Here is a 20423-nt window from a genome sequence, read left to right as displayed (position 1 = left end):
CGTTTGGCGCGAGCCGGCCGAGGCCGCCGTACACGGGACCGCGGGTACCGGCTAACCTCGTTGCGAGTCAACCGACACGAGGGAGTGCGTTCATGCAGGGCTTCGCCGGCAAGGTAGTAGTGGTCACGGGCGCCGGGTCGGGCATCGGGCAGGCGCTGGCCACCGAGCTGGGGCGCTCAGGCGCCAAGGTGGCGATCAGCGACGTCGACACCGAAGGCCTTGCCGTCACCGAGGAGCGCCTGAAGGCCATCGGCGCGCCGGTCAAGGCCGACCGGCTGGACGTCACCGAACGTGAGGCGTTCGAGCTCTACGCGGACACGGTCAAGCAGCACTTCGGCAAGGTCAACCAGATCTACAACAACGCGGGCATCGCGTACACCGGCGACATCGAGGTCACCCAGTACAAGGACATCGAGCGGGTGATGGACGTCGACTTCTGGGGTGTCGTCAACGGCACCAAGGCGTTCCTGCCCCACCTCATCGAGTCCGGTGACGGCCACGTCGTCAACGTGTCGAGCCTCTTCGGCATCTTCTCGGTGCCCGGTCAGGCGGCCTACAACGCGGCCAAGTTCGCCGTGCGCGGCTTCACCGAGGCGCTACGCCAGGAGATGGCGATGGCCAAGCATCCGGTGAAGGTCACGACGGTGCATCCCGGCGGCGTCAAGACCGCGATCGCACGGAACATGACCGCGGCTGAAGGCATCGACATCAAGGATCTCGCCAACACCTTCGACAAGAAGCTGGCAGGCACCACGCCCGAGAAGGCCGCGACGATCATTCTGGACGCCGTCCGCAAGAACAAGGCGCGCGTGCTGGTCGGCCCCGACGCCAAAGCCCTCGACCTCATCGTCCGGCTCACCGGATCGGGCTACCAGCGCCTGTTCTCGTCGGTGATCGCCAAGGCGCTACCGTCCGTGCACTGACGCTCACGGGGCGTTAGTGGCCCAGGGGGTGGGCGTCCAGCCAGGCGCCCGCCACCGCGCCGGGTTCCTTGCCTTCGGCGACCTGACGCCGCATGTCGGCCAGCGCCCCGGTGTCGAGTTCGCCTGCGATCTGATTGAGCGCCAGCACCTGTTGCTCGCTCAACTCGTTGCGCCGGTACAGCGGCACCACGTTCTCCGCGCGGATCAGCGACGTACGGTCGGACAGCACCACGGCGTCGTCGGGCAGGTTCGGCGCGGCGGTCGACGTCCACGCGGCGTTTACCTCGCCCGCCCGTAGCGACGCGAACAGCGTTGCCGTGTCCGGAAATTCGCGCACCGCGGGCAGCCGGCACGTGCCGACCGTGGTCGGGGCATCGGTGTGGGCGACGGCGCCGACCTTCAGCCCGCCGCAGTTGCGGACCAGGGCGGTCACGTCGTGCCGGTCCCAGGTGCGCGCCGTCGCATCGGTCACCGCCAGGGCGGGCTTGTCCTGGGCCGACTGGGTGTAGTCGCCGGCGGCGACGCCCTCGGGCAGCGCTGAGATCATCGACCGGTACACCTGCTCGTCGGCGCGCGCCGTCGCATCCGGGGCGAAGCGCTTCAGCAGTCGCCCGGTGAATCCCGGTACCACCGTGACGTCGCCAGTGTCGAGATCGGCAACCGGATCGGGACTCGACTCGACGTGCGCGGGGCTGCCGTAGTACCGCAGCGCCGCCGCGTACACCTGCGCAAGCAGCCGCGATTCGGGATCATCGCCTGCGCCGACCGCGACCGACGGCGCCCCTGCCTGACCCCCGCAGCCGGCGATGAGCAGCGCGACGAGCGCGACCGCCAGCCGGCGCATCGCGCGGCTCAGGCCTTCGACGCCGCTGCCACCGCAGCCGCGACGGCCGGACCGACCCGCGGGTCCAGCGCGCTGGGCACGATGTGGTCGACGGCCAGGTCGTCGCCGACGACGGAGAAGATCGCCTCCGCGGCCGCCACCTTCATCTTCTCGGTGATGCGCCGCGCACCGGCGTCCAGCGCCCCGCGGAACACCCCGGGGAAGGCCAGCACGTTGTTGATCTGATTCGGGAAGTCGCTGCGGCCGGTGGCCACCACGGCCGCGTACTTGCGGGCCACGTCCGGATGAATCTCGGGGTCCGGGTTCGACATCGCGAACACGATGCCGTTCGGCGCCATCGTCGCGATGAACTCCTCCGGCACCAACCCTGCCGACACCCCCAAGAACACGTCGGCACCGGCGAGCGCCTCGGCGATGCCACCCGTGAGGCCACGCGGGTTGGTCCTGGTCGCCAGCTCGGCCTTGAAGGGGTTGAGGTCGTTGCGGCCGGCGTGCACGATGCCTTGCGAGTCCAGCACGGTGATGTCGGTGATCCCCTTGGCCAGCAAGATGTTTGCGCACGCAATACCCGCAGCTCCGGCTCCCGAGATCACGACGCGCAACGTGTGCATGTCGCGGTCGAGCACCTTCGTCGCGCCGAGCAACGCACCGAGCACGACGATGGCCGTGCCGTGTTGATCGTCGTGCATGACCGGGCAGTCCAGCGCCTCGATGACCCGGCGCTCGATCTCGAAGCAGCGCGGTGCGGAGATGTCCTCGAGGTTGACCGCACCGAACGTCGGCCGCAGCCGCACGATCGTCTCGACGATCTCGTCGGGATCCTTGGTGTCCAGCACGATCGGGATCGAGTCCAGCCCGCCGAACGTCTTGAACAGCGCGCTCTTGCCCTCCATCACCGGCAGGGACGCCGCGGGGCCGATGTCGCCGAGGCCGAGTACCGCGCTGCCGTCACTTATGACGGCCACCAGCCGGTTGGCCCACGTGTATTTGGCGGCCAGCGTGTGATCGGTCGCGATGGCCCGGCTGACCTGCGCCACCCCTGGCGTGTAGGCGATGGAGAGGGCCCTCTGGGTGTCCAGCGGCAGCTTCAGTCCGACCGAGAGCTTGCCCCCCTCGTGGGCGGCGAAGATCTCTGCGTCATCGATGACGACTTGTGGGGTGCGTACCACTGACGAGCGCTCGCGCGAGGAATCGATCGTTCCGTTAGACACGGCGTCAGGGTACTTCACTCCGAAAGCTCACTCGGGCGGGTTGCCCACTCGTGAATGGATCGACAAGCAGAGCCCTGCCAGCCTTTGGGCGTACCATTTGAGCGTTCCGATTCAGGCCCCGACGGGGCTGCTTCGCCCGCCGAGGGGAGGTCTGCGCATGCCCTCATTCCGTGCCCTGCAGCCGTCGATGCTGCGGCCCGCCGCTCGCCGAGTGGCCGAACTCGACGCCCATTCCATCCACGTCCCCGTCGCACGCGCGATGGTCGACTGCGGCGTCTACGCCGACGGCAGTCGACTGCCTGGCAAGTACACCCACGCCGCCGCCCTGAACAAGGTGCGCGAACTCGAGGCGGACGGCGTCCCGGCGTTCGTGTGGATCGGCCTGCACGAGCCAGACGAACACCAGATGCAGGCCGTGGCCGACGTCTTCGGCCTGCACGAGCTGGCCGTGGAGGATGCGGTGCACGCCCACCAGCGACCCAAGCTGGAGCGATACGACCAAACGTTGTTCCTGGTGCTCAAGACGGTTAACTACGTGGAGCACGAATCGGTGGCCCTTGCCCGCGAGATCGTGGAGACCGGCGAGATCATGATCTTCGTGGGGCCCGACTTCGTCGTCACCGTCCGGCACGGCGATCACGGTGGCCTGGCCGGGGTGCGCAAGCAGATGGACGGCGCGCCCGCGAATTGCAAGCTCGGCCCCTACGCGGTCATGCATGCGATCGCCGATCACGTAGTCGACGCCTACCTCGACGTCACCGATCTCGTCGAAACCGACATCGACGCGATGGAGGAGAACGTCTTCTCACCGAACACCACCACCGACATCGAGCACATCTACATGCTCAAGCGAGAAGTCGTCGAGCTGCGCCGGGCGGTCGCCCCGTTGTCGTTGGCGCTGCAGCGGATGGGAACCGACCACAACGACCTGATCTCCAAGGAGGTCAGGCGGTATATGCGCGACGTGCTCGACCACAACACGCAAGCTGCCGACCGGATCGCCAGCTACGACGAAGTGCTCAGCTCGCTGGTGCAGGCGGCGGTCGGCAAGGTCTCCATGCAGCAGAACCTCGACATGCGCAAGATCTCGGCGTGGGTGGCGATCGCCGCGGTGCCGACGGCGCTGGCCGGCATCTACGGCATGAACTTCGACCACATGCCCGAACTGCACCAGGTGTGGGGTTATCCCGCGGTGCTGCTGGTGATGGCGACGGTCTGCACGATCTTGTACATCACGTTCCGGCGCAACCACTGGCTGTAAGCGGGTCACGTGGCGCCCGGTTCGTTGACGAAGGCCCGGGATGGATGCCAGCCGCGGGGTCCGCGGTGATGCCGTCGCTCAAGCTGTCGTAGTCGTACAACTCGCCGTAGCGGCCCCAGTCGATGGCGATGTCGAGTTGGCGGCGGGCGTCGTCGGCGGAGAATCCATGTCGCAGCAGATCCAGGAAGAATCCGGCCCGCAAAGTGCCGTCGGCGCTACCGGTCAATGCCTTGCAGATGGTGCGCACCAGCAGTGCTAGGCCGCGGGTCTGGTAGGCGAAGATCTTCTTGCTGCTCTGAATGTCTGCTGGTGAACTGGGCGCCGATCTCGGTGAGTGTGAGTTCGCCGTCACCGACGGTGACCAGGCCGAGCATGGCGGCCGCGTCGACCAGCGGCAGGAGGTCATCGATCTCGAAGTTCAGTTCGTCGGCTAGGTCGGCGAGCCCCATCCGGCAGTCGTTGGCGTGCACGATCTCGACGAGGCCTGCGAGGCCGCCGACCGAGGCGTCGGGCAGCGGCCGGGTAATCGGCGTGACCGCAATGTGTTCCGCGACGACTTCGACCGTTTCCCGGCCGGTGAGTAGGCCGTAGAGCTGATCGACGAGCACCTCGAACGCGGGAGCGCGTCGGTCCCTGGGGCGCTCGAGGTCGACGCGGACTTCGGCTAGGATCCGGCCGGGGTTGGCGCCGAGCACGACGACCCGGTCGGCGAGCAGCACGGCTTCCTCGATGTTGTGGGTGACGATGCAGATCGCCTTGGTCGGAAGTTCTCGCCCGTCCATAGGTTCACCAGCTCGGTACGGAGGTTCTCGGCGGTCAGCACGTCGAGCGCCGAGAACGGTTCGTCCATCAGCAGCAGATCGGGCTCGAGGACGAGCGCCCTTGCGAAGCCGACGCGTTGACGCATGCCTCCCGAAAGTTCCTTGGGGTAGGCGGATTCGAAGCCGTCCAGGCCGATCATGTCGATCGCGTCGAGCGCACGCTCCCTGCGCTGCGCGGGCGCAACCCCGCGAGCGGTGAGCCCGAGTTCGACGTTGTCCTGGACGGTGAGCCACGGCATCAACGCGAAGGACTGGAACACCAGCGCCGCCCCCGGGTTGGCGCCGTTGAGCTCGTTACCGCGAGTGCCGGTGGTCGCGGGGATGAGCCCGGCGATGATCCGGAGCAACGTCGACTTGCCCGATCCGGATCTGCCCTGCGTTCGTACTCGTCGCTTATGGGTCGTGATTCCAAATGAGCAGCGGTGAACCAAAGCTGGACGACGACAGACGCCGCGACGGCATCAGCGGCCTCGGCATGAGCCGGTGCCGCCCTGATCAGTCCACGCCTCGCGAGCGGTAATTGAACACCGGACCCATGCCCAGCTGGACGAGGACAACGGGATATTCGAGAACATCGGCGACGGCGGCTACGACGAGATTTACGTGGGTGCCCGGTTTCTCGACCGTAACGGCAACACGATCTCCAAGGTGGAGAGCAACCGCATCACCGGAGACCTGTAACCTACGTCCCCCCAATAGCGCCGCATACCGGTGTGACTCGCGATCGGGTTCGGGATTTCGTCTCCGAAGCTGATCGTTCGTCGGATCAGCGAGGGCGTTAGGCCGCCTTGCCGTCCGGCGGTTCTGCGTCACCGGATTGGTGAGTCGTGTTGTCGCCGTTGGTCGCCGACTCGTCGGTGGCCGACGGGTCGTTGAGATCCGCGGCATCGTCGGACGCGGCCGCGTCGGATGCCCGCGGGTCGTCGGATGTCCGCGGGTCGTCCACGACGGGTTCGTCGTCGACCGCCTGCTGGGGTGTCCATGCATCGTTGGGGGCGGGTGCAGTTCTTCGGGGCGGTGGTAGTGGTTGATGCGCGTTTGTCCGGTGTCCAGGTGTGGGGGCGGAATCCACTCGACGTCGTGGTCGTCGGTGAGGCGGGTGCTCCAGCCCTCGGGCCCGACCATCCGGTTGTCGGGTCCGCAGGCCAGGGCGAGGTCATCGACGTTGGTTAGTCCGCCGTAGGTCCAGTCGCGGGCGGCGTGATGGGCCTGGGTGCCGTAAGCGGGCACGGTGCAGCCGGGTTTGGTGCAGCCCGTTGCAAGTGTGTGATCTTTAGTGATCACGCGACTTGCACCCCGTCTCGGGGTTGTTCGGCAGCCGTGCGGCTGCCTCCCTTCCGCGCTTCACAGCCACCTGCCGGGCGAGGCCCGGTCTTGCGGTCGGCTCCACGCTTGACGGCGGCCCCAACTGGGCCGACGACGCTAGCTGTTTCCTCGTAGCGTGCGAGGTTGATCGCGGCATTGTCATCACGCTGGTGAGCGACCGAACAGCGGTCGCATTGCCAGTGTTCGTCCCAGCCGATGTCCTGCACATGCCCGCAGGCATGACAGGTTTTCGACGACGGGAACCAGCGGTCGGCGATGACCAGCTCTGACCCGTACCAGCCCGTCTTGTAGGACAAGTGCCGGCGCGGTGTGCCCAGGGCCGCATCCGACAGCCCACGCCGTCTGGCACGGGCACCGGGGAGTCCCTTTTGCCGCAGCATCCCCGCCGCGTCCAACCCTTCAACAACGATCCGGCCGTGGATTTTAGCCAATCGTGTTGTCAGGACGTGCAGGTGATGAGTGCGAACATCGTTGACCCGGCGATGCAGCCGGGAAATCTCGGTGCTGCGCTCACGGTAGCGCCGTGAGCCTTTCGTGCACCGCGAACGGGCCCGGCTAGCCTGCCGCAACTCTCTGAGTGCCGCATCCAGTGGCCGCGGATTCGGCACATGTTCGAGCACTGCGCCGCCCTCATCGGCGACCGTGGCCAGCCGGCGCACCCCGACATCAACGCCAACCCGTGAACCGGGGTGCGCCACCTTCGGCTGTTGCGGGCGCTGCACCAGGACCCGCACACTCGCATCCAAGCGAGTGCCGTTGCGGCGAACCGTGATCGCCAAAACCCGCGCCCGGCCCTTCGTGATGAGCCGCTCAATCCGACGGGTGTTCTCATGCGTGCGGACAGTCCCGATCACCGGCAAGGTCAGATGGCGGCGGTCAGGTTCGACGCGCATCGCTCCGGTCGTGAACGTCACGCGGTCCTGGTCGCGTCCCTTCTTCTTGAACCGGGGGAAACCCATCTTTTCGCCGTCGCGTCTGCCCGATCGGGAGGTCTGCCAGTTCCAGTACGCGTCCACCCCGCCGTCAATGCCGTCGGCATAAGCCTCCTTCGAACACTCGCGCCACCACACCGCACCGGTCTCAGCGTTGACACACACCTCGTCCTTAACCATGTTCCAGCGCTTCCGCAGCACCCGCAACGAAGGCTTCGAGGTCTCGACACCTGTCTCACGCCATGCCTGGATATCGCCCTTCAAGGTGGCGACGGTCCAGTTGTAGGCTTTGCGGCGGGCGCCGAAATGCCGTGCCAGCGAACGCGCTTGGTCGTCGGTTGGGTCGAGCGTGAACTTGAATGCCTGTACCGTCCAGCCCTCAGGAACCTCGAAGCGCGCCATCACGCCGCCTCATGATCTGCGGCCTCAGCCGCCGCCGCGACGGCACGCTTGGCGCGGTAGGCCCCAGCACGTGTGCCGTACAGCCGCGCACACATACCGGTGAGCATCTCGGTCATATCGCGCACCAGGTCGCCATCGATTTCCGCCGAATCCACCACCAGCTCGCGGCCATGAGCAGCAACCGCGGCTCCTGCCGCCCGGACCGCCTCTACCTGCATTACTCGAACATATGTGCGAATATTAAGGGTTTGGCGACGTCGTTGATGAGAGAACTCGAAGGAAAGTCGACGTGTCGAGTGACTTCTTAAACACAAGTGGCACAAGGGATTACCCCCTCCAGGCCGCACCGATACCGGGCGGATGCCCGCGAGCAACCACGAAACCCTCGGCGAACACCAACGCGCTAGCGCGGCTGAGCAGCCGGCCGCGCCGGATTCAGCACGTCGACGCCATCCACCCGCCAGGCCTCCCGCATCGCCTCGGCGCCCTTGAGCCGCACCCAGGCCGCCTCCGTCGCCGTGATCGGCGTCGCCGACAGCACCGTCACCGGCTCGAGCGGCGCCGCGAGCTCGACGTCGCCGATGTCGCTGACGCCCAACAGCACTGCCGTGAAAGGCGTCCGCTCCCACAGCGGCGTCTCGAGGTCGACGAGTGCGTCGGCACTAAGGACGAGGCCCTCCACCACGGGCGCCGCGGCGACCACCGCGATCGATCGGGCCAACCCAGTTGGCGTCGGACCGCGCAGCGCCACCACCACCTCGGCGCGCGGACCCGACGTGGGGTCGGCCATCATCTCGGCGGGGTCGATCATCGGGTGACGCGAACAGCCAAGGGAGACATAGCGGTAGACGCCATCCCCGTCCGCGCCGTAGCGCAGCACCTCGATGGACTCCGCGCCGAGGAACGTCACGCTGGCCGAAACGGGTTCAGCGGTGATCCCTGCCGCGGCGAAGTGCTCGTCCAGCCGCGCGCGGACCTCGGTGAGGACGTCGGTCACTCGGCGGGGGTCACTCGGCGGGCGGGGTCGACAGGTTGACCCCGGTATCCGCGTCGAACAGCGTCAGCTTGGAGGTGTCGAAGGCGAGTTCCACGGTCTGTCCGGCGGTCACGGTGGACTCGGCGGAAACCCTTGCCACGAACTGGTTCTCGGACGCCCCGGACTCGGCGGCCAGTTCTGCGAGCTGGGCGGCCCGCGCGCCCTCACCCTCGGTGCGGAAGTGCAGGTACTTGTCGGCGCCCAGCGACTCGACGAAGTCGACGTTGACCTGGAAGGTCAAAGCCCTGATCCGCGCGTAGGTGTCGATCAGCGCCGCATCCTCGAGGTTCTCGGGGCGCACGCCGACGATCACGTTGGTGGGCTTGGGATGCTTCGCCAACGTCTCGAGGGCCTCTGGGGAGAGCAAGACCTCGTCGCCGAAGGGCAGCCGAACGCCGCCGTCGGTCAGTGACGCGGGGAAGAAGTTCATCGACGGCGACCCGATGAAGCCGGCAACGAACAGGTTGGCCGGGCGGCTGTAGAGCTCGTCGGGCGTGCCGATCTGCTGGGCCACTCCGCCCAGCATGACGACGACGCGGTCGCCGAGCGTCATCGCCTCGGTCTGGTCGTGCGTGACGTAGACGGTGGTGGTGCCCAGCCTGTTCTGCAGGCGGGCGATCTCCGAACGCATCTGCACGCGCAGCTTGGCATCGAGGTTGCTCAGCGGCTCGTCCATAAGGAATGCCTTGGGGTCGCGCACGATTGCGCGGCCCATCGCGACGCGCTGCCGCTGCCCGCCGGACAGTTGCGCAGGCTTGCGGTCCAGAAGTTCGGTGAGGTCGAGGACCTTCGCCGTCTCCTCGACCTTGGTCGCGATATCGACCTTGCTCATCTTGGCCAGCGTCAGCGGAAACCCGATGTTCTGCCGGACGGTCATGTGCGGGTAGAGCGCGTAAGACTGGAACACCATCGCGATGTCGCGGTCCTTGGGCGCCTTCTCGTTGACCCGTTCGCCGCCGATGCTCAGCTCCCCGGAGCTGATGTCCTCAAGGCCCGCGATCATGTTGAGGGTGGTCGACTTTCCGCACCCCGACGGCCCGACCAGGATGATGAACTCACCGTCGGCGATGTGAATGGACAGATCCTTCACCGCCACAGCACCACTGGCGTAGCTCTTGCTCACGTGGTCTAGCACGATTTCGGCCATCGATTACCCCTTCACCGCACCGGACGTCAAACCGGCGACGATCCGCCGTTGGAAGATTAATACGAAGATGATGATCGGCACGGTGATCACCATCGCGCCGGCCGCGATGGACCCGGTCGGCTCCTCGAATTGCGAACTGCCGGTGAAGTTGGCGATCGCCACCGGCGCCGTGATGGCCCGCTGGGTGGCCGTCAGCGACAGGGCGAGCAGCAGGTCGTTCCAGGCGAAGATGAACACCAGGATGCCCGCTGTCACGATGCCGGGCGCCGCGAGCGGCGCGATCACCTTCCGGAAGGCCTGGCCGGGCGTGGCCCCGTCCATCTTCGCCGCCTTCTCCAGATCCCAAGGGATCTCCTTGAAGAACGCCGACATGGTGTAGATCGCCAGCGGCAGCGCGAAGGTGATGTAGGGGATGATCAGGCCGGGCCAGGTGTCGAACAGCCCGATCCTGCGCTCGATGTTGAAGATCGGGGTCACCAGCGAGATCTGCGGGAACATGGCGATCAGCAGGGCCACGCCCACCAGAGCCTTCTTGCCGGGGAACGCCAGCCGCGCGATCGCGTATGCGGCCATCCCCCCGATGACTACCGCGATGACCGTGGTGATCAGACCGATGCCGATCGAGTTGATCAGGGCCGAGCTGAAGATGTTCCCCTGAAAGATGGCCTTGTAGTTGTCGAACGTCACCTGTGCCGGAATCAGCTTGCCGTCCTTGACACTTGACGACGGCTTCAACGACAGCGACAGAATCCACAACACCGGGATCAAGGCGTAGAGCAGCACGATGACGTTGACGACGATCCAGCCCGTCGCCCGCTGCGCACCCACCCGCTCGGTCACTAGCGACCCTCCGCTTCAGAGCCCGGTGCCGACGCACCGAACACCTTGATGTAGATGAAGGCGATCACCGCGACCGACAGGAAGACCAGCACGCTGATCGCCGACCCCAGGCCGAGGTTGAAGGCCTTGAACAGGTTGTCGTAGCCCAAGATCGACACTGAGCCGGTGTCGTTCGCGCCGCCGGTCAGCACGTAGATGTTGTCGAAGATGCGGAACGCGTCGAGTGTGCGGAACAGCAGCGCCACCAGGATGGCCGGCTTGATCAGGGGCAGGATCACCTTGACCAGACGCTTCCACGCGCCGGCCCCGTCCATCTGGGCGGCGTTGAGCAGGTCCTGCGGCACCAGCGCGAGCCCGGCCAGCAGCAGCAGTGCCATGAACGGCGTCGTCTTCCACACCTCGGCGAGGACGACGATGGCCAGCGACGGCAACTGCTCGGTCAGCGGCGCGCTGCCCGCAGGCAGCAGATTGGCCAGATATCCGGTGCCGGGCGTCCACGCGTAGTACCAGCTGTAGGACGCGGCGACGGTGACGATCCCGTACGGGATCAGAACTGCGGTGCGCACCGCGCCCTTGCCGAAGATGGTCCGGTGCATCACCAGCGCCAGCGTCATGCCGAGCACGAATTCGATGACCACCGACACGATGGTGATGGAAAGCGTGACGACGAACGCCGTCCACCAGTACCTGTCGGTGAGGATGGTCTGGTAGTTGTCCAGCCCGACGAACTTGATGTCGTCGGGCGCGGCGAGGTTGTAGCGCTGCAGGCTGAGCCACACCGCGTAGCCGATGGGATACGCGGTGACGGCGAGCATCAGGACGACCGCGGGGCCGATCAGCCAGAACGCCAGCCGCCGGTCCGACTTGGTGTCGTCGGTGGCGCCGCCGGCCGCAGGCCGCTCCTGGACGGTCTCCGTCACGGAATTAGCCCCTTCCCGTCGATGGCCTTCTGCACCTGGTCGGCGAGCTCATCGGCGGTGCGCTCGGGGTCGATGTCGGTGATCGGTGCCAGCGTCGCCGAGATGCGCGTCGACACCGCTTGGTAGACGGGCGTGGCGGGGCGCACCGCGGCGTTGGTGAGCTGCTCTCGGATGATCGCGTACTGCGGGTACTTGGCCTGGAACGCCGGATCGTCGTAGAGCGTTGCGCGCACGGCGGGCAGGCCACCCTCGATCGAGGTGTAGCGCTGGTTCTCCACGTCGCGCAGGCAGCGGATGGCCTCGAACGCCTCCGCCTTGTGCTGGCTGTTCTTGCCGACCGCCAGATTCAGCCCACCGATCGTGACCTTGGCCGGCTGGTCGGCCTGCACACCCGGGTACGTCGCGAAGCCGAACACCTTCTTGCTGGCGTCGTAGGCGGCCTCGAACTGCGCGTCATCGGGCGAGAAGGTGCCGAGGTCGTTGATGGCGCTCACCAGATCTGGCCGCTCGTTGAGCGGCAGGAACGAGACGCCGCCCTTGACGGCGTTCTCGAGAAACGAGGGCAGCACGAACGGCCAGTTCACCTCGAGCGCGGCTTTGCCTTGTTCCAGGGCCAGCCGGGCGGTGGCCTCGTCGGTCTGCGTGACCGACGGGTCGGCACCCGGCGCCGTGGCAACTGCTTTGATGATCTGCAGCGCCTTGACCGTCGCGGCGCGGTGCTCGGGGGTGTCGGTCAGCGTCACGGTCTTGCCGTCGTCGGAGAGCACCTGGCCACCCGCACTGGTCAACAACGTGTTGAACCACACCACCAGACCCTCGTACTGCTTGGCCTGCACGGCGATCCAGCTGGGCTTGTCGGCCGCATGCAGCCGTGTCGCCTCGGCCACCATGCCGTCCCACGTGTCGGGCGGCTTGTCCATCAAATCGGCTCGGTACCAAAGCAATTGGGTGTTGGTGGTGATCGGGGCGGCGTACAGCTTGTCCTGCCACTCCGCCGTCTTGAGCGGCCCGGGCAACGTGTTCTCACGGGCGTCGGACTCGGCCTGGCCCGCCGGATCGTCGGAGAGCGGCAACGCCCAACCGGCCTCGGCGAACTCGGCGGTCCAGACCACGTCGAGGGCCATCACGTCGAGCGTCTTGTCGTTGCCGGTGAGCCGGCGCGCCAGCTGCAGACGCTGGTCGTCGGCGCCCTTGGGCAAGCTGATCTGTTTGATGGTGAAGCGCCCGCCGAGATCGGCGTTGCAGCGCTTGGCCACGGCGGTGAAGGTCGCCATCTCATTAGCCGGTGTGTAGTAGTTGATGACGATTCCGCCGGCCTGCGAACCGCATGCCGAGACCATTGACGCCGTCGTCAGCGCAGCCAACACCGCAGCTCCTAGCCGCAGAGCGCGCACGCCCGCCTCCTGTCCGCGCGAGTTCCTCCCGCGGGCAAACCGTAGAGCGATGTGCGCGTGATGTGCAACACTTTCGGCTGCGCGCGTCGCAATCGTGACCTGGGGGCGCCACTCAGCGAACTGATGCGGTGGCCGACCTCGACGTCAGATCGTCAAGCGCGCCAGCAGATCCCGGCCCTGCTCGGCACCCCGTGGGTCGCACAGCACGTCGTAGCGGCCGGCCACCAGTTGCATCGTCGAGCTGAAATCTCTTGTGCCGCGAGCCATCGCGTACTGCAGGCCCGAGGTGATGAGGCCAAAGAACACACCGGCCACCAACCCGGCGATCAGCGAACCCCACGGGCTGGGGCTGAAGAAGCCCAACACCAGCCCGATGAACAGGCCGAGCCACGCACCGGTCAGGGCCCCGCCGCCGAGCACCCGCGGCCAGGTGAGCCGTCCCGTGACACGTTCGACCTGCATCAGGTCGACGCCGACGATGGTCACCTGTTCCACCGGAAACTCTTGGTCGGACAGGTAATCCACCGCGCGCTGCGCTTCGGCATAGGTCGGGTACGAGCCGATCGGCCAGCCCTTCGGCGGCGTCGGCAGCCCGGCCGGGCCGCCGCGGCCCGGCTTCTGTCCAGGTTGTAGCGGACTGGTCATCGTTTCATCTCCTCCGGCCTTCGGACAGCCAACCAGGCGACGTCCAGACGGACAACGCCCCGGCGCCCCCAATCGTGCCCCGAATGCCGACCGACCACCGGGATTCGGCCTGTGCGCTAGGTTTGACGCCATGACGAACCCGGGCGGAGACGCAGGCCAGACGCCGTCACCCGAGGCAGGAACCGGCGCGGCCGAGCCGCACGCGGGTGGCTACGAGGCGCCACCGATCGAGCAGTCCCAGCAACCTTCGGAGATCCCGCCTCCGCCGTCCGACGACACGCCGTCCTACGAGGCGCCGGCCTACACGCCGCCGGCATTCGACCAAGGGGCCTACCCGCCGCCCGTCGATCCGCAGTTCTACCCGCCGCCGGTCGATCCGCAGTTCTACCCGCCGCAAGGGGCCGGTTATCCGCCGCCGTCCCATCCGCCGCCCCCGCCCTATGGCGCTCCCCCTGGCTACGGCCCTCCTCCGGGTTACGGCGCACCGCCGCCGCCCTATGGCGCACCGGGTTACGGCCCTCCCCCGGGCTACGGCGCACCGGGTTACTGCGCCCCGCCGCCGCCCGCGGTATACGGCGCCTACGGGGCGCAGAGCGCGCCCACCAACAACTTGGCCATCGCCTCGGTCGTCGCGTCGGTCATCGGGTTCTTCTGCGGCATCGGCTCGATCATCGGCATCGTGCTGGGCATCGTCGCGCTCAACCAGGTCAAGGCGACTGGCGCGAACGGCCGCGGGCTGGCCATCGCGGGCATCGCCATCGGCGCGGGCTCGCTACTGATCAGCCTGATCTGGATCGTCGCGATACTGGGTTCCTGACCATGACCAGCGGGCCCGAGCAGCCGTACCCGAATTCGGGGGGCAACGAATACCCCCCACTGGAGAATTCGCCGCAATCGTCTGATCCCTATGCGCCGGTGGAATACCCGACCAACCCCGGCCTGCCACCTCCGGTGTATGGGGCCGGGTATCCGGGTCCGGCCGGCTACCCGCCGCAGGCACCGGGTTACCCACCGCCGCCGGGTTTCCCGCCACCACCCGGTTATCCGGCCGGTCCCCCCGGATCTCAGCCCTACGCCGGCGGATATACCTACGGGACCGACCCGTACGACCCGTACCGGGCGATGAAGCCGCAGGGCACCAATGGCATGGCGATCGCTTCGCTCGTCACGTCAGTGCTCGGTCTGGTGTGCTGCATCCCATCGGTGATCGGCATGATCCTCGGCATCATCGCGATGCGGGAAACGAAACGAACCGGCCAGGACGGGTTCGGCCTGGCCTTGGCAGGCACCATCGTCGGCGGTCTGATCACGGTCGGCTTGGTGCTCTACCTGCTGCTCATCTTCGGCCTCTACGCCAGCGATTGGTCGTACGTCTAACAGCTACTGATCCGCGAAGCGCCGTCGGAACGAAGCCCTAGGCATCCGGTGGCCGGAACGGCTCGCCCGTGCGGGCCATCCCAGCCGCCCGCCCCTTGCCCGCGATCACCAGCGCCATCTTGCGGCTGGCCTCGTCGATCATCTCGTCGCCCAGCATCACCGCGCCCCTGGCGCCGCCGGCCCCCGAGGTGTGCCAGTCGTAGGCCTCCAGGATCAGCTCAGCGTGGTCGTAGTCGTCTTGGCGGGGGCTGAAGATCTCATTGCCCGCGGCGATCTGATCAGGGTGCAGCACCCACTTGCCGTCGTAGCCGAGCGCAGCCGACCGCCCCGCGATCCGGCGGAAGGCCTCGACGTCGCGCACCTTGAGATACGGCCCGTCGATGGCGTTGATGCCGTGGGTGCGTGCGGCGATCAGAATGCGCATCAGCACGTGGTGATAGGCGTCGCCGACGTCGTAGCCCTCGGGTTGCTCGCCGACCACCAGGGTGCGCATGTTGAGACTGGCCATCATGTCGGCCGGCCCGAGCACCAGCGCCTGCACACGCGGACCGGCCGCGATCGCGTCGAGGTTGGTCAGCCCCATGGCGTTCTCGATCTGCGCCTCGATGCCGATGCGCCCTGGCGGCAGCCCGTGGATGGTCTCGAGTTGAGTGAGCAACAGGTCGAGTGCCTGGACGTGCGACGCGTCGGTCACCTTGGGCAGCACCACGAGGTCGAGGTGTGACCCCGCCGTGGCGACCACCTCGATGACGTCGGCGTGGGTCCACGGCGTGGTCCAGTCGTTGACCCGCACACCGCGCAACTGGCCTGCCCAGCCCGGCTCGGAAAGGGCGGTCGCCACCCGAGCGCGAGCCTCCGCCTTGGCATCCGGTGCGACGGCGTCCTCCAGATCGAGGAACACCTCGTCGGCGGGCAGGCCCTTGGCCTTCTCAATCATCTTGTCGCTACTGCCTGGAACCGAAAGACACGTTCGGCGGGGGCGATACAGGTTGTCCACGCGCTAACTCTCTACTCTTTGAGTCATGGTGGCGGTGAACAGGGTCTACGCGGCCCGACTCGCGGGGATGGTGGTGCTCGGTCCCGACGGTGAGTCCATCGGTCGTGTCCGCGACGTCGTGATCAGTATCAGCAGCGTCCGCCAACAGCCGCGAGTACTCGGCCTGGTCGTCGAATTGCTCACCCGCAGAAGAATTTTCGTACCGATCCTGCGCGTCACCGCGATCGAGCCCAACGCGGTGACGTTGACCACCGCCAACGTGTCGCTGCGGCGGTTCGCGCAGCGCCCCGGTGAGGTGCTGGTGCTCGGCCAGGTGCTCGACACCCGCGTCCGCGTCACCGACCCGGAGCTGGAGAGCCTGGCGGGCATCGACGTGGTCGTCGCCGATCTGGCGATCGAGCAGGTGCGGTCGCGCGACTGGATGGTCACCAGGATCGCCGTACGCAACAATCGCCGGCTCGGCCGCCGCACCCCCGTGCACGTGGTCGACTGGCAGCATGTGGCGGGCCTGACCCCGTCGGCCCTTGCGCTTCCCGGGCAGGGTGTCGCGCAGTTGCTCGCACAGTTCGAGGGGCAACGCCCGATCGAGGTGGCCGACGCCATTCGCGAGCTGCCTGCAAAGCGGCGCTACGAGGTGGTCAACGCACTCGACGACGCACGGCTGGCCGACATCCTGCAGGAGCTGCCCGAGAGCGAGCAGGCCGAGCTCCTCGAGCAGCTGGACACCGAGCGCGCCGCCGACGTACTCGAGGAGATGGACCCCGACGACGCCGCCGACCTTCTCGGCGAACTGGGCGCGTCGCGCGCCGAGGTCCTGCTGGCCCGCATGGATCCCGAGGACTCCGAGCCGGTGCGCCGACTGCTCAAGCACTCCCCCGACACCGCAGGTGGTCTGATGACCCCGGAGCCGGTGGTGCTGGCACCCGACACCACCGTGGCCGAGGCGCTGGCGCGGGTGCGTGATCCCGACCTGACGCCCGCGCTGGCCTCGCTGTGCTTCGTCGTGCGGCCACCGACATCCACCCCGACCGGACGCTACCTGGGCTGCGTGCACCTGCAACGGCTGCTGCGGGAGCCGCCGGCGGCACTCGTCAGCGGGATCGTCGACAGCGATCTTCCCAACCTCACCCCCGACACCTCGCTGGCGGCGGTGACGCGGTACTTCGCCGCCTACAACCTGGTGTGCGGGCCCGTGGTCGACGAGGAGAACCACCTGCTGGGTGCCGTCACCGTCGACGACGTTCTCGACCACTTGCTGCCGCACGACTGGCGGCTCAGTGCCGACGAACCCGAACTGCCCACCGATAACGCCGCAGCCGGAGCCGGGTCGTGAGCGACCTGTCGGGCCGCCAACGACTCGACACCCCGCGGACGTCGCGGCGGCGGTTCACACCGCAGTTCGACGTCGAGGCCGCAGGCCGCTTCGGCGAGCGGTTCGCCCGGTTCCTTGGCACCGGCCGATATCTCGCGATGCAGACCGTGTTCGTGATCGTCTGGATCCTGTTGAACCTGTTCGCGTTGTCGCTGCGCTGGGACCCGTACCCGTTCATCCTGCTGAACTTGGCCTTCTCCACACAGGCCGCCTATGCCGCACCGCTGATCCTGCTGGCGCAGAACCGCCAGGAGAACCGCGACCGGGTCGCGCTGGAGGAAGACCGACGCCGCGCCGAGCAGACCAAGGCCGACACCGAGTACCTGGCCCGCGAACTCGCGGCGTTGCGACTCGCGGTTGGGGAGGTCGCGACCCGCGACTACCTTCGCCGCGAGCTCGAGGAATTGCGCGACCTCATCAACGAGATGCGACCGCAACGACCGGGAATCGACAAGGACAAGCCGGGCAAGGCGGACGGCGCGGAGAGACGGTCGAAGCGCCTGAGCTGAAACCGGCTTGGGGATTGCTGCAACACATCAATCTTCACTAGGTATGGTGACTTGGTTCACTAGGTTGCTCGGTCACGCTAGGACGGTTGAGTGCGCATAGGGGGAGACCCGGCCTCTGTTGCCGCCGCAGCCTTTGCAAAGGTGCGGCGTCACGCAGGCCGCGTGGTGGGCACACCCGCCTTCGGTATCGTCGTGCTCGTCCCGTTGGTGCTCGCCGGCGCCGTCGGCGCCTCCGCGCCCCACGCCTCCGTCGACGACAACGGGATCACGCCGCTGGCCGCCGTCGCGCGAACCGGCAGCGGCTCCGGCGCCACCGTGGTCGCGGCCATCAAGAGTCCGGCCCCGTTCCACATCGCCGCCTCGAGCAGCGCTGCACCGCCGCCGTCGGTGGTGGTGAATTCGCCTGGCAGCCTTCGCATTCCGGCGATGGCGCTGAACGCGTACCGCAATGCCGAAAGCATGATGGCGGGCGCCTACCCTGGCTGCGGCATCAGCTGGAATCTGCTGGCGGGCATCGGCCGCATCGAATCGATGCACGCCAACGGCGGTGCCACCGACGCGCACGGCACGCCCATCTCCCCGATCTACGGCCCTGCCCTGGACGGCACGCTGGCCGGCAACGAAGTCATCGTGCAGAGCGTCCAGGCCGGCCGGGTCACCTATGCGCGTGCCATGGGCCCGATGCAGTTCCTGCCCGGCACCTGGGCCCGCTACGCCTCCGACGGTGACGGCGACGGTAAGGCCGACGTGCAGAACCTGTACGACTCGACCCTCGCCGCCGCCCGCTACCTGTGCAGCGGCGGCCTCAACCTGCGCGACCAGTCCCAGGTGATGGCGGCCATCCTGCGCTACAACAACTCGGTGGCCTACGCGCAGAACGTGCTGGGCTGGGCGGCGGCGTACGCCACGGGCGTGGTCCCGGTGAATCTGCCGCCGATCACTGGACCCGCTCCGCTTGGCGACGCGCATCTCGACGCCAACCCCGAGGGCCTCGGCCCTGGCCTGCCGCTCAACGCGGCGGGACTTCCTGCAGACGATCCGCTGGCGCTGATGACGCTGCTGCCCGACACGGCCGGTCGACTCGGCCCCGGCTTCCCGGCAGGGCCGCTGCCTGGTCCCGGCGCCCCGGTGCCGCAGCAGAACTGCGCGGTGTTCTGCCTGGTCTCGCAGCCACCGGCGGCACCGCCCGAGGAGCTGCCGCCTACACCGTTCGGGGCGCCTGCACCGTTCGGGGCGCCTGCGCCGTTCGCGCCGCCCCCGCTGTTCCCGCCGCCGCCACCGCCCCCCGCGCCGTTCGGCCCGGCACCCGAACCGGCGCCCGTCCTGGCGCCATCGGGTCCGCTGCCCGGCCCGGCGAACTGACCGCGCCCAATCGGCCGGACCCGGCGGCCTAGACTCACAATTGATGTCCACTACACCCAATGACCTGGAATCCGCGGTCCGCTCCGCGCTGGCCAAGGTCATCGACCCCGAGCTGCGCAGGCCGATCACCGAAGTCGGCATGGTCAAGAACGTCACCGCCGGCCAGGACGGCGGCGTGCACGTCGAGATCTACCTGACCACCTCGGCGTGCCCGAAGAAGACCGAGATCACCGACCGCGTCAGCGAAGCCGTCGCGGACGTTCCCGGCACCGGCGCGGTGAAGGTCACCCTCGACGTGATGAACGACGAGCAGCGCGCCGAGCTGCGCAAGCTGCTGCGCGGGGATTCGCGCGAACCGGTCATCCCCTTCGCCCAGCCCGGTTCCCTGACCCGGGTCTATGCGGTGGCGTCCGGCAAGGGCGGCGTCGGCAAGTCCAGCGTGACCGTCAACCTGGCGGCGGCCATGGCCGTCCGCGGGCTGTCCGTCGGGGTGCTCGACGCCGACATCTACGGCCACTCGGTGCCACGGATGATGGGCACCGAGGACCGGCCCACCCAGGTCGAGTCGATGATCCTGCCGCCCATCGCGCACGACGTGCGGGTCATCTCCATCGCCATGTTCACCCAGGGCAACACCCCCGTGGTGTGGCGCGGACCGATGCTGCACCGCGCACTGCAACAGTTCCTCGCCGACGTGTACTGGGGCGACCTGGACGTGCTGCTGCTGGATCTGCCGCCAGGTACCGGTGACATCGCGATCTCGGTGTCGCAGTTGATCCCCGGCGCGGAGATCCTGGTGGTGACCACGCCGCAGCTCGCCGCGGCCGAGGTCGCCGAGCGGGCGGGTGCGATCGCCCTGCAGACCCGGCAGAAGATCGTCGGCGTGGTGGAGAACATGTCCGGCCTGCTGCTGCCGGATGGCACCACGATGAACCTGTTCGGCGAGGGCGGCGGCGCGCGGGTGGCCGAAAGCCTGTCCCGCTCAGTCGGTGCGGACGTGCCACTGCTCGGTCAGATCCCGATAGATCCAGCGCTGGTCGCCGCGGGCGATTCGGGTGTGCCGCTGGTACTCAGCGCGCCGGACTCGGCAGCGGGCAAGGAACT

At 67.6% G+C, this 20423-nt stretch carries 20 protein-coding genes and 3 pseudogenes; 8 read left to right on the top strand and 15 right to left on the bottom strand.

What is annotated here, in order from left to right:
* Positions 1-92: 92 nt before the first annotated feature.
* The gene (locus QOC69_RS08920; protein ID WP_526438481.1) at positions 93-923 is read left to right on the top strand and encodes an SDR family NAD(P)-dependent oxidoreductase; all 831 of its coding nucleotides are present in this window, start codon (positions 93-95) and stop codon (positions 921-923) included.
* Positions 924-936: 13 nt separating this feature from the next.
* Here the strand turns inward: QOC69_RS08920 and QOC69_RS08915 are convergent, their stop codons facing one another.
* Both QOC69_RS08915 and QOC69_RS08910 read right to left on the bottom strand, forming a co-directional pair.
* Complete coding sequence (locus QOC69_RS08915; RefSeq protein ID WP_526438479.1) at positions 937-1767, bottom strand: glycine betaine ABC transporter substrate-binding protein; 831 nt, start codon at positions 1765-1767, stop codon at positions 937-939.
* Between the two features lie 8 nt (positions 1768-1775).
* Entirely contained in the window at positions 1776-2978 is a 1203-nt protein-coding gene (locus QOC69_RS08910; RefSeq protein WP_526438477.1) for an NAD(P)-dependent malic enzyme, read from the bottom strand.
* Between the two features lie 157 nt (positions 2979-3135).
* On the opposite strand from QOC69_RS08910, the gene corA reads away from it, so the two are divergent.
* Positions 3136-4239 (top strand): magnesium/cobalt transporter CorA, encoded by a 1104-nt coding sequence (gene corA, locus QOC69_RS08905; RefSeq protein WP_526438475.1) that lies wholly within the window; start codon positions 3136-3138, stop codon positions 4237-4239.
* Here corA and QOC69_RS08900 read toward each other — a convergent pair.
* The 12 genes and pseudogenes from QOC69_RS08900 to QOC69_RS08845 form a co-directional block, all read right to left on the bottom strand.
* Positions 4211-4688 (bottom strand): annotated as a pseudogene (locus tag QOC69_RS08900) (AAA-associated domain-containing protein). The gene corA and the pseudogene QOC69_RS08900 overlap by 29 nt on opposite strands.
* Positions 4689-4903: 215 nt before the next feature.
* Positions 4904-5407: an ABC transporter ATP-binding protein gene (locus QOC69_RS08895; protein WP_526438473.1), complete on the bottom strand. Its 504-nt coding sequence runs from the start codon at positions 5405-5407 to the stop codon at positions 4904-4906.
* 431 nt (positions 5408-5838) lie between these two features.
* Complete coding sequence (locus tag QOC69_RS08890) at positions 5839-6006, bottom strand: hypothetical protein (RefSeq protein WP_526438493.1); 168 nt, start codon at positions 6004-6006, stop codon at positions 5839-5841.
* Positions 6007-6050: 44 nt separating this feature from the next.
* Positions 6051-6314: pseudogene (locus QOC69_RS08885) on the bottom strand (HNH endonuclease signature motif containing protein); the annotation flags it as partial.
* Positions 6315-6340: 26 nt separating this feature from the next.
* On the bottom strand, positions 6341-7720 hold the full coding sequence (tnpB, locus tag QOC69_RS08880) for an IS607 family element RNA-guided endonuclease TnpB (RefSeq protein WP_526438471.1): 1380 nt from the start codon (positions 7718-7720) through the stop codon (positions 6341-6343).
* Positions 7720-7908: pseudogene (locus QOC69_RS08875) on the bottom strand (IS607 family transposase); the annotation flags it as partial. The pseudogene QOC69_RS08875 and the gene tnpB, both read right to left, overlap by 1 nt.
* A 215-nt stretch (positions 7909-8123) precedes the next feature.
* A complete protein-coding gene (locus tag QOC69_RS08870) occupies positions 8124-8717 on the bottom strand; it encodes a suppressor of fused domain protein (protein ID WP_526438469.1) in 594 nt (197 codons plus the stop codon).
* Positions 8718-8727: 10 nt separating this feature from the next.
* Positions 8728-9903: an ABC transporter ATP-binding protein gene (locus tag QOC69_RS08865; RefSeq protein ID WP_526438467.1), complete on the bottom strand. Its 1176-nt coding sequence runs from the start codon at positions 9901-9903 to the stop codon at positions 8728-8730.
* Positions 9904-9906: 3 nt separating this feature from the next.
* Positions 9907-10731, bottom strand: coding sequence for a carbohydrate ABC transporter permease (locus tag QOC69_RS08860; RefSeq protein ID WP_526438491.1), 825 nt, complete (start codon positions 10729-10731; stop codon positions 9907-9909).
* A gap of 11 nt (positions 10732-10742) precedes the next feature.
* Complete coding sequence (locus QOC69_RS08855) at positions 10743-11663, bottom strand: carbohydrate ABC transporter permease (RefSeq protein ID WP_526438465.1); 921 nt, start codon at positions 11661-11663, stop codon at positions 10743-10745.
* A complete protein-coding gene (locus QOC69_RS08850; protein WP_526438463.1) occupies positions 11660-13057 on the bottom strand; it encodes an ABC transporter substrate-binding protein in 1398 nt (465 codons plus the stop codon). Before QOC69_RS08850 ends, QOC69_RS08855 begins: the two co-directional genes overlap by 4 nt.
* A gap of 144 nt (positions 13058-13201) precedes the next feature.
* Positions 13202-13702, bottom strand: a complete 501-nt coding sequence (locus tag QOC69_RS08845; protein WP_526438461.1) for a general stress protein — start codon at positions 13700-13702, stop codon at positions 13202-13204.
* 130 nt (positions 13703-13832) lie between these two features.
* Here QOC69_RS08845 and QOC69_RS08840 point away from each other — a divergent pair, with 130 nt between their 5' ends.
* Positions 13833-14519, top strand: coding sequence for a DUF4190 domain-containing protein (locus QOC69_RS08840; protein ID WP_526438459.1), 687 nt, complete (start codon positions 13833-13835; stop codon positions 14517-14519).
* Between the two features lie 2 nt (positions 14520-14521).
* On the top strand, positions 14522-15079 hold the full coding sequence (locus QOC69_RS08835) for a DUF4190 domain-containing protein (RefSeq protein WP_526438457.1): 558 nt from the start codon (positions 14522-14524) through the stop codon (positions 15077-15079).
* Between the two features lie 37 nt (positions 15080-15116).
* Here the strand turns inward: QOC69_RS08835 and QOC69_RS08830 are convergent, their stop codons facing one another.
* The gene (locus tag QOC69_RS08830) at positions 15117-16076 is read right to left on the bottom strand and encodes an HpcH/HpaI aldolase/citrate lyase family protein (protein WP_526438455.1); all 960 of its coding nucleotides are present in this window, start codon (positions 16074-16076) and stop codon (positions 15117-15119) included.
* Between the two features lie 25 nt (positions 16077-16101).
* On the opposite strand from QOC69_RS08830, the gene QOC69_RS08825 reads away from it, so the two are divergent.
* The 4 genes from QOC69_RS08825 to QOC69_RS08810 all read left to right on the top strand — a co-directional run.
* Positions 16102-17409 carry a magnesium transporter MgtE N-terminal domain-containing protein gene (locus tag QOC69_RS08825; protein WP_526438453.1) on the top strand — a complete coding sequence of 436 codons (1308 nt, stop codon included), beginning with the start codon at positions 16102-16104 and terminating at the stop codon, positions 17407-17409.
* A complete protein-coding gene (locus tag QOC69_RS08820; protein WP_526438451.1) occupies positions 17406-17957 on the top strand; it encodes a DUF1003 domain-containing protein in 552 nt (183 codons plus the stop codon). Before QOC69_RS08825 ends, QOC69_RS08820 begins: the two co-directional genes overlap by 4 nt.
* 90 nt (positions 17958-18047) lie before the next feature.
* The gene (locus tag QOC69_RS08815; RefSeq protein WP_526438449.1) at positions 18048-19319 is read left to right on the top strand and encodes a lytic transglycosylase domain-containing protein; all 1272 of its coding nucleotides are present in this window, start codon (positions 18048-18050) and stop codon (positions 19317-19319) included.
* Positions 19320-19362: 43 nt separating this feature from the next.
* Positions 19363-20423, top strand: a 1061-nt coding sequence (locus tag QOC69_RS08810; protein WP_526438446.1) for a P-loop NTPase, incomplete at its 3' end; no start/stop codon positions are given.

The sequence above is a fragment of the Mycobacterium sp. genome (genome assembly GCF_032162105.1).
GTDB lineage: Bacteria > Actinomycetota > Actinomycetes > Mycobacteriales > Mycobacteriaceae > Mycobacterium.
This window is presented reverse-complemented; position numbering and strand designations above follow the sequence as displayed.

Bases quoted from the DNA above. Each gene is read 5' to 3' on its own strand.
- QOC69_RS08920 (WP_526438481.1), top strand. From the start codon at position 93: ATGCAGGGCTTCGCCGGCAAGGTAGTAGTGGTCACGGGCGCCGGGTCG.
- QOC69_RS08915 (WP_526438479.1), bottom strand. From the start codon at position 1,767: ATGCGCCGGCTGGCGGTCGCGCTCGTCGCGCTGCTCATCGCCGGCTGC.
- corA (WP_526438475.1), top strand. From the start codon at position 3,136: ATGCCCTCATTCCGTGCCCTGCAGCCGTCGATGCTGCGGCCCGCCGCT.
- tnpB (WP_526438471.1), bottom strand. From the start codon at position 7,720: ATGGCGCGCTTCGAGGTTCCTGAGGGCTGGACGGTACAGGCATTCAAG.
- QOC69_RS08865 (WP_526438467.1), bottom strand. From the start codon at position 9,903: ATGGCCGAAATCGTGCTAGACCACGTGAGCAAGAGCTACGCCAGTGGT.
- QOC69_RS08845 (WP_526438461.1), bottom strand. From the start codon at position 13,702: ATGACCAGTCCGCTACAACCTGGACAGAAGCCGGGCCGCGGCGGCCCG.
- QOC69_RS08840 (WP_526438459.1), top strand. From the start codon at position 13,833: ATGACGAACCCGGGCGGAGACGCAGGCCAGACGCCGTCACCCGAGGCA.
- QOC69_RS08835 (WP_526438457.1), top strand. From the start codon at position 14,522: ATGACCAGCGGGCCCGAGCAGCCGTACCCGAATTCGGGGGGCAACGAA.
- QOC69_RS08825 (WP_526438453.1), top strand. From the start codon at position 16,102: ATGGTGGCGGTGAACAGGGTCTACGCGGCCCGACTCGCGGGGATGGTG.